15 protein-coding genes are annotated in these 13,182 nt (G+C 63.8%); 13 read left to right on the plus strand and 2 right to left on the minus strand.

Going from position 1 to position 13,182, the window contains the following annotated elements; translation table 11 throughout:
• The first annotated feature begins 40 nt into the window (after positions 1–40).
• Positions 41–712: a transcription termination/antitermination NusG family protein gene (locus tag ACE101_RS22570; RefSeq protein ID WP_379134364.1), complete on the plus strand. Its 672-nt coding sequence runs from the start codon at positions 41–43 to the stop codon at positions 710–712.
• Positions 713–1,212: 500 nt separating this feature from the next.
• On the opposite strand, the gene ACE101_RS22575 is transcribed toward ACE101_RS22570, so the two are convergent.
• Positions 1,213–1,380 (minus strand): hypothetical protein, encoded by a 168-nt coding sequence (locus tag ACE101_RS22575; RefSeq protein ID WP_379134365.1) that lies wholly within the window; start codon positions 1,378–1,380, stop codon positions 1,213–1,215.
• A 104-nt stretch (positions 1,381–1,484) separates the two neighbouring features.
• Between ACE101_RS22575 and ACE101_RS22580 the strand changes: the two genes are divergently transcribed.
• The 5 genes from ACE101_RS22580 to ACE101_RS22600 all read left to right on the plus strand — a co-directional run bounded on the left by ACE101_RS22580 (position 1,485) and on the right by ACE101_RS22600 (position 3,334).
• On the plus strand, positions 1,485–1,610 hold the full coding sequence (locus ACE101_RS22580; protein ID WP_379134366.1) for a hypothetical protein: 126 nt from the start codon (positions 1,485–1,487) through the stop codon (positions 1,608–1,610).
• 10 nt (positions 1,611–1,620) lie between these two features.
• Complete coding sequence (locus ACE101_RS22585; protein WP_379134368.1) at positions 1,621–1,860, plus strand: hypothetical protein; 240 nt, start codon at positions 1,621–1,623, stop codon at positions 1,858–1,860.
• 102 nt (positions 1,861–1,962) lie between these two features.
• Entirely contained in the window at positions 1,963–2,244 is a 282-nt protein-coding gene (locus tag ACE101_RS22590; protein WP_379134370.1) for a hypothetical protein, read from the plus strand.
• 144 nt (positions 2,245–2,388) lie between these two features.
• The gene (locus ACE101_RS22595) at positions 2,389–2,976 is read left to right on the plus strand and encodes a hypothetical protein (RefSeq protein ID WP_379134373.1); all 588 of its coding nucleotides are present in this window, start codon (positions 2,389–2,391) and stop codon (positions 2,974–2,976) included.
• Positions 2,924–3,334, plus strand: a complete 411-nt coding sequence (locus ACE101_RS22600) for a hypothetical protein (RefSeq protein ID WP_379134376.1) — start codon at positions 2,924–2,926, stop codon at positions 3,332–3,334. Before ACE101_RS22595 ends, ACE101_RS22600 begins: the two co-directional genes overlap by 53 nt.
• Positions 3,335–3,786: 452 nt before the next feature.
• Here ACE101_RS22600 and ACE101_RS22605 read toward each other — a convergent pair whose 3' ends face one another.
• The gene (locus tag ACE101_RS22605; protein WP_379134378.1) at positions 3,787–5,091 is read right to left on the minus strand and encodes an SEC-C metal-binding domain-containing protein; all 1,305 of its coding nucleotides are present in this window, start codon (positions 5,089–5,091) and stop codon (positions 3,787–3,789) included.
• Positions 5,092–5,388: 297 nt separating this feature from the next.
• Between ACE101_RS22605 and ACE101_RS22610 the strand changes: the two genes are divergently transcribed.
• From ACE101_RS22610 to ACE101_RS22640, 7 genes are all read left to right on the plus strand, one after another.
• Positions 5,389–5,793 (plus strand): hypothetical protein, encoded by a 405-nt coding sequence (locus tag ACE101_RS22610; protein ID WP_379134381.1) that lies wholly within the window; start codon positions 5,389–5,391, stop codon positions 5,791–5,793.
• Positions 5,790–8,381 (plus strand): PriCT-2 domain-containing protein, encoded by a 2,592-nt coding sequence (locus ACE101_RS22615; protein ID WP_379134384.1) that lies wholly within the window; start codon positions 5,790–5,792, stop codon positions 8,379–8,381. Before ACE101_RS22610 ends, ACE101_RS22615 begins: the two co-directional genes overlap by 4 nt.
• A 1,943-nt stretch (positions 8,382–10,324) precedes the next feature.
• A complete protein-coding gene (locus ACE101_RS22620) occupies positions 10,325–11,164 on the plus strand; it encodes a hypothetical protein (protein ID WP_379134387.1) in 840 nt (279 codons plus the stop codon).
• Positions 11,165–11,168: 4 nt separating this feature from the next.
• Positions 11,169–11,408 carry a hypothetical protein gene (locus ACE101_RS22625; protein WP_379134390.1) on the plus strand — a complete coding sequence of 80 codons (240 nt, stop codon included), beginning with the start codon at positions 11,169–11,171 and terminating at the stop codon, positions 11,406–11,408.
• A gap of 81 nt (positions 11,409–11,489) precedes the next feature.
• Complete coding sequence (locus ACE101_RS22630; RefSeq protein ID WP_379134393.1) at positions 11,490–11,732, plus strand: hypothetical protein; 243 nt, start codon at positions 11,490–11,492, stop codon at positions 11,730–11,732.
• Between the two features lie 103 nt (positions 11,733–11,835).
• The gene (locus ACE101_RS22635) at positions 11,836–12,054 is read left to right on the plus strand and encodes a hypothetical protein (RefSeq protein ID WP_379134395.1); all 219 of its coding nucleotides are present in this window, start codon (positions 11,836–11,838) and stop codon (positions 12,052–12,054) included.
• A gap of 11 nt (positions 12,055–12,065) precedes the next feature.
• Positions 12,066–13,106 carry a hypothetical protein gene (locus ACE101_RS22640; protein WP_379134398.1) on the plus strand — a complete coding sequence of 347 codons (1,041 nt, stop codon included), beginning with the start codon at positions 12,066–12,068 and terminating at the stop codon, positions 13,104–13,106.
• The last annotated feature ends 76 nt before the right edge of the window (positions 13,107–13,182 follow it).

Consider the following 13,182-nt stretch of genomic DNA (forward strand, 5'->3'; position numbering starts at 1 on the left):
TCGGAAAGAATCGCCCTTGGTTGCCAGCACCCGACACTGAGTGACCACCGGCGAGTTCGCCAGACCATCAGAGCGCCAACCCAAGAGTGCCGTCCCCATGTCTCGTCGTTCGACTGCCCTCGCCCACGCCGCCGGTGATGCGACCGACGCGCCCGTCCTGCCGGCCGATCCTGCCCTGCGCCTCGGCGAGCGGTGCCGCTGGTCGCGAGACATGCGCCGGTCGACGGCGATGGCGCACGCGGCGGGCGAGCCGACGCCCCTGCGCTGGCACGCCGCCGTCACCTTCCCGAGCTGCGAGATCAGGGTCAGGGACGCGATGCAGCGGCGCGGGATCGATACCGTGCTCCCGATGATCCGGTTCTGGCGGATCCGCTCCCGGCAGAGGTTCATCGCCGAGAGGCCGCTGCTCGCCCGCACGGTGGTGTTCGGCCTGGATCACAGCTGCCAGGACATCGCCAACATCGAGGGCCTGGAGCACGTCGTGCGGGGCGCCTCGGCCGGATGGGCGGACCTGCCCGAGCAGGACGTCTACGACCTGCGCCTGAGCATCCTGCGGGGGGAGTTTGATGCGACGTTGCGCCAGAGCCATCCCGAGCGCCCGTGGCCGCGGCTGATCGCCTACCTGATCCGCAACGGCGATCTGCCGCCGCAAGCCGCGTGGACCCACAGGCAGGCGAAAGCGGCCGGCTTGAAGTTCTCGGTGGCGGCGTGATATGTCAGACACGTCAGCACGGGCAGACTGTGGCAAAAATGTCACCGTCCTCCCGTGCGGTAGCATTGGTGGCCCCGCGCGAGAGGTCGTGGCGGGACTTCTTCGGTGGGACAAGCGCCGACCGGGGTGAGCCGGTCGGCGCCGGAAGTTGTAGCAAAGCTACTTCTTCCTGATCGTTTCCACGACGTGAGTCTTGGGCTTGGACGTAGCCTTCTTCACCGTAGTGAAGCGCCCAGTCACGGCGCTTCTGCCGATCTTACGCGTTGCCATCAGTATCACCTCCCTTCTCGGGCAGTCGCCCGGCCGCAGAGGCTTCTGCGAGAAGCGACAGTGAATTGAGGCACGCGCTGCTGTTACAGCTCAGCTTGGAAACAGCGTCAAGTTGCAAATCGACCTGATCTGCGCACGTCGGCCATCATGGATGGGTTCCCCGACATATAGGCGCTGAGGGCTGGGCTGGCTTTCGCTAGTAGGCCGGTCTCACTTCGAATTTGGAGGGCTTAAGCCCCCGCCTCCTCCAGCAGCTTCTCCATCTCCGCCTCGATGTCGTAGGGGGCGGCTTCCTCGATCTGCCGGAACTCCTTCCCCTCGTTGGTCTCGATCATCAGGGCGCGGATGTCGTTGCGGAGGTCGAGGCCGGCGAGGTAGGCGGTGATGGTGGTGTTCATCTGTTGTCTCCATCTCTGATGTCTTAGTTATACTGACCAATACTTGAGACGTCAACGGCAAAGACGAGAACTTCTCAAAGTATTTTGCAGATAATGGCGAGCCTATGTCTGGCCTGACCGGCGGCGGCTGGGGTGGTGACTTGCTGGTCCTCATGGCCAGCCTTGCGGGCACCTCCGCCCTCGTCGTCACCATCGTGCTGGTGGGCGAGTATCTGCTCGGCCTGCGGTGAGAGAGACGGCATGGCCGACGTTCGGAGCACCTACATCCACCGCCGTGAGGTCCGGTGCTTCATCGACCGGCGCGAGCTTGAGCGGGTGGTTCGGGAGCATGCCGCCCGGCAGGCCGGCTACGACCCGGCAGCCAGTGGCCTGACGTTCAAGGTCAGGTTCGAGGACGAGACAGAGGGCTCGCCCTCCTACAAGGTCGGCACCAAGGCGGTTGTCGAGATCGTCGAGGAGCTGCAGGCGGACCCTGAGTGAGCCCACGCCGAGCGCCGCCCTCTCGCGATGGCGGACGCGGTGCTGATCGTATGGGGTGGATCCGCGTTGTTGGGGTTGTGAAGGCTTCCTCGGAGAGAACCCATGCGGATCTCGATCGATGAGCGCGACCCCGGCTTCCGAGCCTACGCCGAGGCGCGTGATCAGGGCATCACCTTCGCCGTGACACTCGATGGAGAGCGGTTAGAGGCTGTCCACACCGCCGACGATGTGACGGGCGAGGTGATCGTGGCGGCCCGGAATGCAAGCGGCCGTATCAAGCGCGATCCCTACTTCAACGGGCGGGTACAGCTGGTGACCCTCCAAGGATGTGTCCGCATTGCTCGCAAGCACCGGCATTGGTCGGACCGCAGCGCCCCCTTCTGAGCCTCCCGATAGGCACGGCGTCAGGGCCCCTGGAGGGTTCAAACCTAAACGGGTGGTCGGGGCCCCGCCTTTTCCTAGCGCCAGGGTGCCGCAACCCGTGAACGGTGAACTGTGAACGCAGGCCGTGAACCCTCAGCTGAGGCCATGACGCAGGCCGAGTTCGCGCGGCATCGCGGTGTCTCGAAGGCCGTCGTCACGAAGTGGAAGGCGCAGGGCCTGCTCGCCCTCACCGACGACGGGCGGGTGAACGTCGAGGCCACCGAGTGGAACCTTGACCAACGCCCGGCCAAGTACCGGGGCGGCGTCACCCACCGGCCTGTGCGTACCGTGCCGGGGAGCCAGCGCCCGGCACGCGAGCCGCCTCCGGTCCGGGCACCGCGTGTACCCCAGGCTGATGCCGAGGCGCGAGACGAGGATCCGGATTTCGACCTCGACAACCCCAACCTGCCGCTCAACCAAGCCATCCAGCGGAAGGAAAACTTCCTCGGCCTCCAGCGGAAACAGGCCGTCGAGAAGGAGGAAGGCAAGCTGGTCGATCGCGCGGCGGCCGAGCGGCTGTTCTTCGAGACCGCCCGGGATCTGCGGGACGCGTGGCTGTCCTGGCCGGCGCGGATCGCGGTCACGATGGCCGACGAACTCAAGGTCGATCCCCGCGCGCTGACCCAGGTCCTGACGGCGCATGTCCATCAACACCTCGCCGAACTCGGCGAGCCGGCAGCGGATCTCGGCTGACACGGCGAGCCTCTCGCGGTCATGGCGCCGTGGCCTCACCCCTCCCCCGAACCTCAACGTGGTGGAGTGGGCGGAGCGCTACCGCCGCCTGAGCAAGGAATCGTCCAACGGCGGCCGGTTCATCACTGCCCGGGTCGAGGTCGCCCGCGGGCCGATGCTGGCGGCCACCGAGCCGGGCGTGCAGACCATCACCCTGATGGCGTGCACGCAGCTGCTGAAGACGACGGTGAGCAATAAGCAAAAATACGCTTTCACATCAATGGCTTATCCCCGCTTCGGCGGGGATTTTTATATACGCATGGTGGCCGCGCTCGAAGCCATAGGAATCAACAGGTTAGCACCGATTGACGCCGCCTGACGGCTTCTCCGTTTCGCATCATTTTACGCATGGGAGCACCCAGCTATGAGGCCCGACCGTTCCCCTGATGACGTGCTGTATGGCGTCCCCGCCATCGCCGAGGCCTTCCAGCTGAAGGTCCGGCAGGTCTACCATTTGAAGGCCGAACACGGCCTGCCGACCTTCAAGGTTGGCCGAACAGTGTGTGGGCGTCGCGGAGCGATCGCGGCTTGGCTCGCTGAGCGCGAAGCGGCGGCGCGGGATGAGCGGACGCCTCTATAGGCGGCAACAGTCAGAGGGTAAACCTCAAAATGCTTGACCTTGTAAGGGATTTCTGAGGGTGGAAAGCGGAATTCCATATAATCAAACGCTTACCACGCCTTCGATCCCAATAGATGATACAGATGTACGGCCTAGCCCTTCTCGCGGTGAGAATTCTGATTAAATATCAGAATCCTAAATGTCACAAGGACTCAGTAGTCGATCCTGTCAACAAGGGGCTTTCCTTGCCACTGAGCAAGATAAATTGACCCGTATCTGCGGAAATTCTCTGGTTGACACTCAGCAAGCGCAATTATTTGATCAGATATACGCCGATGATATTCTAGCCACTTTTCCGCATCGCTCCGATCTATTGAAAATTCAGAACCAAAACGATTCACGATCCGAAAAAATCTTTCCACAGTCGGAGGATGGGTGTCGATTGAAGCAAACGCTTTATCCAACCTATCGGCCACAGTTTCGAAGACATATAGCGCAAGGAAGAAATGTATAGCACCATGCACTAGTCGATGTCGTGCTTCCCAAGCTTTCGCCCCCATCACGCTTGCCGTGTCAGCCTCAAACTCTTGTTCCCAGCCGCGCTTATACAAGCTAAGTTGTGATGGGTTTTGTCCGATGAACGCGCCGCCTTGCTTGCTGTGAATCTTGATCACGTCATCAAATGAATGACCAAGTCGATGATGCGCATATTCATGACCTATAACGAATTGTATTTGAGCTTCAACAACTCTCTCAATCTCAGCGTGGAGGTCATATGGTACCTCTCCGCGCGGATCAATCTCAAAATCCATTGTCTCGTACATGAACATGACTCGAACAGCGATCAACAAAGCGTTGCGTCTTACTTCCAGCGGAACTTCGAGCTCTGTCGTGCCTAGAGACATGTAGTATAGAAAATGCCGCATAACCTCGGATACGATAATTATTTTACCATTTTCAGTCCTGACACACTGAGCATTGGGGATGTTAGTCAAGATAAAGCCAGATGGCACGTCTTCGCATATAAGTTGATCGATGCTGTCGAGCTTTTCTAGGTACTCTGAAAAGTCATTTGCATACAGATCATCGAGAAGTCCGCGCTGGATTCTCTGAGATCTAGCAACACTAACGCGAAATATGCGCGTGCTGTCCAATATGGCATCAGCGCGTGTCCGAAGCAGCCAGTCCTTAGCAGTCGATGGATCCATGACCGAACGGAGCTCTTCAGAGTTTGCACAGACTGACATGTACCAAATGCGTGCTACATCAGGTTCTTCACCGTCCATTCCGAAACTAGCGCTTGCATCAAAACCAGATAATTGAGCTAAATCTGTCGTTTTGATTAGATGAAAACCGGATTTATCGAGTTCGTAATTTTCTCCACCGTCACTCGTGACCTCTCTCTTTGTGCTAATTTGCTGCATATCAATCGCTTGGTTTAAGTGGCAGCGTTTGAATTTCCTGCCGCTACCGCAAGGGCACAAAGAATTACGTCCAATTTTGAGGCGCTTGCGCATGACCTGCCCGATCCGCATTGAGGGCCAGCTGCTGCTCGCGGACGCTGGTTGACCCGCCTACCATCCTCCCTAGTGAGAGCCTGTACGTCAACGGAGGCTCTAGTCGGCGACGGCCGACTAAGAGGTTCCGACTATCATTAGCGCGCCAAGGTTGGTCCATCTGCCTAGAGTCGAAACCGATCATTCACATAGCCAAGCTGATTGAGTTTTGACTTCCGGGTGCATTGAGCACCGTCGCGCGTGACCGAACACCAGCGTACGGCCTCCCTCGAAGCCGCCCACAACTTGGATCCCAACATGCCGAAGTCGAGACGCCGCCCCCCGGCGGCCGAGCACCCGCGCGCGTGCATCATGGTGGTCCGCAGTGCGCCGCCCGAGATCGGCGTCCTCATCGAGGCCGACCGCCGGTTCTTCGAGCGCTTCCCGGAACGCTCGCATCGCATCCGGCACATGGCTCCGGTGGAGGTCCAGTTCTTCTGCGAGCACGTGGACGCGCTGCCGCCGCTGCTCGACGGCATGCGCTGGTTCGTGGCCGTCAAGCAGATCACGCCCGGCTCCCGCGACCGGATCCCGTTCCAGGGCCCAACCAATGCCGAGGTCGACATGACCGAAACTCAGGCCAGGGGCCTGTACGACGTCGCGCGCCGAGCCGCCGGCGGGGCCGACAGCTTCGGTATTGTGGATCTCCGGGGCGCCGAGTGACAGACCCGGTCGACAGTCCGACCCGGATCCGCCTCGCCTTGCGCGAGCGCGGCTATCACCCCGTGCCGGTGGCCGGGCCGGACATGAACGTGCCCTCCGCCGGCAAGCGACCGCTGATGTCCAAGTGGCAGATCCGGTGCCTCGATGCCTCGCCCACGGCCATCGAGGGTTGGGAGCGCTCGGAGCCGGGCAGCGTCAACACCGGCCTGCTCACCGGTGCGCTGGTGGGCGCGGACATCGACGTGCTCCGCCCGGACCTCGCCGCGGCCATCGAGGCGCGTGCCGTCGAGGTGCTGGGGCCGACGCCGCTGCGGCGCATCGGGCGCGCCCCGAAGGCGCTGCTCTGCTACCGGGTCGCCCTGCCCGTCGACAAGATCCAGACGGCCGCCCTGCATTTCACGGCCGACGACGCCGAGAAGCCGACCAAGATCGAGGTTCTGGGCAGAGGCCAGCAGTTCGTCGCCTACGGCATCCATCCGGAGACCCGCCGGCCCTACGACTGGCCGGACGGCTCGCCGCTTGCCATCGACTTCGCAGACCTGCCGGAGGTCACGGAGGGCCAGCTCCGTACCTTTGTGGCCGAGGCCGAGGAGATGATCCGCGCGGCCGGCGGCGCGACGCGCCAGGAGCGCAGGCGCGCGACCGCCAAGCAGGAGACCGAGGGCCGCCGCGCGGCCGGTCTGAAGGACGGCGCGCCGCCGGATCAGGCCACGATCGCCGCGGCGCTCGAGCACGTCCCGAACGACTTCGACTACGACGGTTGGGTCCGCATCGGCTTCGCGCTCTACGACGGGCTCGGCCCCGCCGGTCAGGACCTGTGGGAGCGCTGGTCCGCCACGTCGCCGCGCAACGACCCGGCGGTGACGGCCCGGAAGTGGCCGACCTTCGCGCAGGGCCGGACCGTCAGCGTGGCGACGCTGTTCTGGCACGCGGCGCAGAACGGCTGGCGCCGGGCGGGCGCGCAGCGCCGCGCGGCCCGGGAGGCGCGGGCGTCCGAGCCGGACGCCGGCACCGCGGAGCCGGGGGACGATGGGCGGCCGGTGATCCGCGTCGCGGGCGGCAACCTGCCGAGCGTAGTCACCCGCGGCGAGCGGGCGCTGATCGACGCCGGCCTCGGGCTCTACCAGCGCGGCGGCCTCGTGGTGCGCCCGGCCCTGGTGAAGGTCGCCGTCGCGGACGGTCGCAAGACCATCGGCGTTCGGCTCGTGCCGGTCCGGGCCGCGCACGTCGCCGAGCTGATGACCCGCGCCGCCCGCTGGGAGCGCTACGACGGCCGCGCCGAGGACTGGGTGCCGATCGACTGCCCGCAGCGCGTCGCCGACACCTACCTGGCCCGCGAGGGGCAATGGCGCCTGCCGATCATCTCCGGCGTGGTGAACTGCCCGGTGCCGCGCCCGGACGGCTCGATCCTCGACGCGCCGGGCTACGACGAGGCGACCGGCCTGCTCTACGATCCGCAGGGCGTCGCGTTCGACCCGTTGCGGGGCGTGCCCAGCAAGGATTCGGCTGCGCACGCCCTCGACCATCTGCGCCGGCTGGTGGCGACGTTCCCCTTCGTCCGCCCGGTCGATCGCTCCGTCGCCCTGTCCGGCATTCTGACCGGCATGGCCCGCCGCGCGCTCCCCACCGCCCCGATGCACGGCTTCGACGCGCCGACAGCTGGATCCGGCAAGTCGCTGCTGGTCGACATCGCCAGCATGATCCTCGACGGCCGGCAGGCTGCGGTGATGTCGCTGGGCAAGTCCGAGGACGAGGCCGAGAAGCGCCTCGGCGCGGCCCTGATCGCGGGCGATGCCGTCATCTCGATCGACAACGTGGAACGCCCGGTCGGCGGCGACCTGTTCTGCCAAGCCATCACGCAGGAGACGCTGAAGGTCCGCATCCTCGGCCTCTCGAAGCTCGCCGAGGTGCCGTCCAACGCGGCGATGTTCGCGACCGGCAACAACCTCGTGTTCGTCGGGGACATGACGCGCCGCGCGCTGCTCTGCAGGCTCGACCCCGGCGTGGAGCGGCCCGAGACCCGCGAGTTCGCGGTGAAGCCCCTGGACGAGATCCGGCGAAACCGGCCGCTCTACGTCCGCGCCGCACTCACCGTCCTGCTGGCCTTCCACGTCGCCGGCCGGCCGCGTCAGGCGCCGCCGCTCGGCTCGTTCGAGGCGTGGTCCGGATGGGTGCGGGACGCGCTGATCTGGCTCGGGGAGCCGGATCCCTGCGAGACGATGGAAGGCCTGCGGGAGGCCGATCCCAAACTGGTCGCGTTCCGCGCCGTGGTCACGCAGTGGCGGGAGGTGATCGGGGAGGAGCGCGTCTCGGCGAAGGACGTGATCGCCCGCGCCATCGAGCCGGACGGGTCGCCCCCCGACTACGACACCGGCTATGCTGATCGCCGGGGGCGGGGCTTCCGCCATTCCGAGTTCCGCGAGGCGCTGCTGAGCGTGGCGGGCGAAGGCGGCCAGATCTCGAACCTACGCCTGGGGCAATGGCTGAGCCGCAACAAGGGGCGTCTCGTGAACGGCTGCCGCATCGTGGAGGCCGGTACCTCGGCGGGGGTGGTGCGCTGGATGCTGAGCGCGCTGCCTTCTCTCTAGAACAGCGCCTATCACGTTGCTGTCAGCTGCAGCTCTAAGTCTTTGATTTAGCAAGCTTATTGCCGTCAAATCGGGCTTCGATTCGTCGTCAAACGCACCTACCGAACATATTCTCCGAAATTTGATTCTGATACCTCAAATAGGGGATGAAATCTAATCTTTTGGCATTTAATTTTACTTGCGCATTGAGGCCGCCTGCCAGGATGTCTTGAAATCATCACGCATAAAAGCCGATATTATTTTTAGTAAACATCCAACGTAAATAGTTTCCTCTCATCTGATAGGAAGCAATGCTTCTCAAGGAGGCCGAGATGCTATTTGTCTTCTTAGTAAGTGTCGTCGCTCTGTTCTCAACGGCGGCGCATGCACAGCAAATCGAAGCGACTTCAACCCAGAATTTTTGCCGCGTTTCAATAATTACCTGCAATCAATCTCCCGAAGATAATTGCCCTGTTCAATTTGATGGTCCGATGGCAATTGGAGCAATATTCGTAAGCAACACAGGACGAATGTGCTACAAACGTGAAAATAGACCCGGGTACTGCGACTCTGGTCTTATGAACAACTGGAACTGCTTCACCATGACTATATCTGGAAAGGAGAGCGTCAGCATAGACTAGAGACATCTGCTCAAAATTGAAACCAACATTTAATAGAACAAGATGGAGGGAATCATGCGTGCAGTAACATCATCAATATTAGCGCTTACGGCCACATTAATTATACATACAAGCTCATCGGCTGGCGAGTTCACATCATGCTCATCTGTGCCGGCAACAGGTGTGGATTGCAAAGGGGAAAATTATTCTTGTGGGCAAGGATGTGTGAAATGTAGCTTGGTAAGCGTTGGGGCTCCAGCTGGTCAGACAATAATTTCAGTATCAGGATGGGCAGATAGAAACGGTTGGTGGGCCTGGGAGCAAAGTCCAAGCGTATCTGGAAATTCGGCAGTCGGTCGTGCGAAAAACTGGAGTCACAATTTGCCTCTACAGGCGTGCATCAAAATAGTTACAAATTAGATAAGCTAAAATTTTGATCTATATCGGATCAAGCATCGGCGTGGGGCGCATCATAAAATGGTGTGCCCTGTGTCGTTATGTCGGTATAAATAGCCGCGATATCTAAGTAATATCTTTAAATTACTCATATTGTGACGTAGCTTAGACATTTGCAGAATAAATATATCCAAAATACATTTCTCTCTAAGAATGACTTACTGGGAATGATACAAATAGCAGATACCTTTTCAGCGCGAAGCTAGATATCATGCGAACTACAGGATTTCGTTTCATAATAGTCGAACGGGTGTCGTTGCCTGTGGGAGATTGCCTGGCGCTCACCCACGAGCCCAGATATGGACGCCCGTCGCCCGCGCCTCAGTGGCACGCGAGAGTCTGTCCTACGCAACCTGCCTGACCGACGCCAGACAAGCACTCCCCCCGCTCCTGCCGCGCCCCGCCCTCAGAGGCCGCCCCTGGTGCCGATCGCTCCGCGCAATACTCAACGCCATTCCGCCCCTTGCCCACGGGCTGCGCGTGGCGGCGCCTGCCGTTGGACGTCCCGCTCGACCGACCATGAAACGCTGGTTCCAGCGCCTGTCACGCGAAGCGGGTTCGAGCGCCTCGCTCATGCGCTCACAATCGCGGAACCCCCGAGCGAAAGGATGAGAGCAGGCTCGGCCGGCTGCGTTCTGGACGCGCAGACGGCGTGCTCAGGCGGCCAGCGGTGGGGTTGGTGGGGTTTGGTGGGGTTGTTTCGGTACCTACGCGGCAACTGTCCCAGAACCGTAGACGCATCCTCAGACACATACACACGCACATCCGTGACATGTGCGGAGTAGTGGCCGAAACAACCCCACCAAACCCCACCAACCCCACCAAGCGGCCCTAGACGGACCCGCCGGCCGAGGCGCTTCAGGCGACACCGCGCAGCTTGCGGATGGGATGCCGCTGCCTGTTGTCGAGGCCGCGAAGACCCTGCCCCTCGATCCCGCCACCCTCCGGACCGTCAGGGACCCTGGCAAGTCGAAACGTACACGGGTGGTCGGGGTCCCCGATTGCGCTAGCGCCAGGGTCCGAAAACCCGGCAAACGGCAAACGGCAACGCAAATGGCAAATCTCACCCGCAAGGAGTTCGCTGTGCGCCGAGGGGTTGACCCGGGCACGGTGACGAAATGGGATCGCCGCGGCATCCTCGTGCTGACCGATAATGGCAAGGTCAATGTCGAGGCCACCGAGCGGATCCTCGATCAGCGCCCTGCGAAGTACCGAGGCGGCACTACCCACCGGCCGGCCCGCATCTCGCCGAAGGAAGCGCCGAAAGCCGCGCCGGAGCCCGTCGAGGCCCACGCCGACGAGGAAGACTTCGCCTTCGCGGCTCGCTGCGTCCGGGCGACGCTGGGGCGCGTGCTGGACCGCTGCAAGCCGATCGTGGCGGCGATGGTCGTCGAGGCCGGCGTGTCGATCCCGGTCGCCTACGGCCTGACCGAGATCCTGCGGATGGAACTCCACGGTCTCGCATCCGAGGCGATGGAGCACTTCGGGCACGCCGAATTCGCCCCGTACTCCGATAGCCCGCTCGATCCTCGACCCTGGCCGGGCATGCAGCCCGACGCGCCGCAGGAGCCCGACTGGCCGAAGCTGGCCGCCCTGGCCGGGGAGCCCTTCGATCAGGCGGCCTGCGAGGCCCACACGACCCGCCTGCCGTACTTCGCCGATGACACCTACAGCACCGAGTGGGTGCCGAGCGTCTGCGCTCCGCAGGGCAGGCCCACGAAGGGATAGCCGGATGACGCCCGAGGAGCGCAACGCCTGTCTGGCGGCGCTGGAGGCCGCGGAGAGGGCCGCAGACGCCCTTCGTGCGGTCCTGGCGCGCCGAGACGCCTCGCCGGCTGAATTGGTCCCCCTGGCGGAAGCCTGCCGCGCCTGGGGCTGCACCAAGGATGCTGCGCGCAAGCGGGCCCGCCGCGGCCAGGGCCGCAAGATCGCCGGCCGCTGGCATGTCTTCCTGACGCCGCCGCAGGCCTGACCGCCTTCGAACTATCCGATGCCGAATCCCTCGCGGGCGCCGACCGGCGCGCCGCTTCTCATCGACCAAGGGGAGTGCCTGATGCCGAATCCTCCGACCTGCTCGGCCTGCCGCTGGTTTCACCGCGGCCCCACCACGGCCAATCCCTTTGCCAACCGGCCCGACGACGGTGAGTGCCGGCGCCATCCGCCCGGGCTCGACAACGAGGTCGCCGCCTCCCCCGGCTGGCGGGTGTGGCCGGCCGTCTTCGACGACGACTGGTGCGGCGGCTTCGATCGCATCGGGCCCGGGGAAGCGTGCGGCCCCCGTCAGGCCGGCGAGTGAGGCGGCCGAGCCGCACTCCGCCCGCGGCATGGCACGTTTGTCCAGCCCCCGTGTCCAGTTCTGTCCAGTCCCGCGGCGCGCGCGGCTGGCGCACGATGGCGGCATGTTCGATGACGTCGCCTTCCTCTCCCGCCTCACCGTCGCCGTCCCGGACGACATCGCGTCCGCGGTGCGCGCCGTCGCGGCCGCCAAGGGGCTGACGAGCGCCGACTATGTGCGCGGCGCCGTGCAGGCCCGCCTCACCCTCGACGGAGCGCGCTTCCGGCCGCTCCCCAACCTTCAGCGCTTCGCGGTCCGTGGCGACCGCAGGCGCACAGTCTGATCGGAGCCTGTATGCGCCGCCCCAAGCCCGTCACCGATGTCTCGCCCCCGAGTATCGAAACCGAACTCGCCGGCCTCGTCACCACGCGCGACAACCTGCAGGCCCGGCAGAACGTGCTTGCGGCCGACGTCGAACGCGCCATCGCCACCCGCCGCGAGCTGCTCATCCAGGGCGGCGACGCAGCCGCGATCGCGGAGGCCGAGCATACCGTCCGCGAGCTCGAAGGCGCCGCCCTCGGGGTTGCGGACGCTCTTGCCGAAGTGGAGCGCAGGATCGCTGCCGCTGAGGATCGGATCACGGACGATCGCATCAGGGCGGAGAGGGAGAGTGCCGCCTCTACGCTTGATCGCGATGCCGACGCAGTCGATGCGGCAGCGGCTCGGGTGCAGCGAGCGGTGGCGGATCTCGTTAAGGCCCACGCGTCCCTGATCGCCGCCATCACGCCGATCGCCGCTCCGCTCTTCACCAAGTCGGACACCTACAGCCCCGAGCGGATCGCCAGCTATCTCGCCGGCCAGATGCTCGCCAAGGCGCTCCCCTCCCTCGAATACTCCGAGGCCGCACGTCAGACCCGTTGGGGCTGGATCTCCGCCGAGCCAATCGAGGTCATCGAAAGTCCGGATCCGGCCGCCGTCTTCGTCACCGGCAGCATGCGTGAGCGGGCCGCTCGCATCCGAGATGGTGGAGCCTCACCGGATCTACCCCGGTACGTGGCGCCCGAGCCCGACTTCATGCCGGCCAGGACCGAGACGATGCTCTGGGTGACAGAGCCGTTCCGCTACTCGCCCAAGCCCGGCCACGTACCCATTTCCGTGGATGCACGCCAGCAGCACCTGCCCGATCCAGTCGCAGCCCTGGCCATCGAGCGGGGGTTCGCCGTCGCGGCCGAGCCGCACAACTGGCAGGCCACCGCAGATCGCCGCCGCGCTGCCGGTCTGCGCGGTACCATCTGGGATCTGCCCGATCTCGGCATCGACCTTGAGGAGTGGCGGCAGGCCGAAGCCGATCGCCGCCGACAGGCTTGGCTCGCCGAGCAGGACCTTGCCGCCTGACCCGAGATCACTGGGGCCTTCTCCTCCCCGGTGAGGCACCCGCGGCGGTGTTGGAGGCATTCCACCGCCGCGGGTG

The organism is Methylobacterium carpenticola (genome assembly GCF_042748905.1).
In the GTDB taxonomy this organism is placed as follows: domain Bacteria; phylum Pseudomonadota; class Alphaproteobacteria; order Rhizobiales; family Beijerinckiaceae; genus Methylobacterium; species Methylobacterium carpenticola.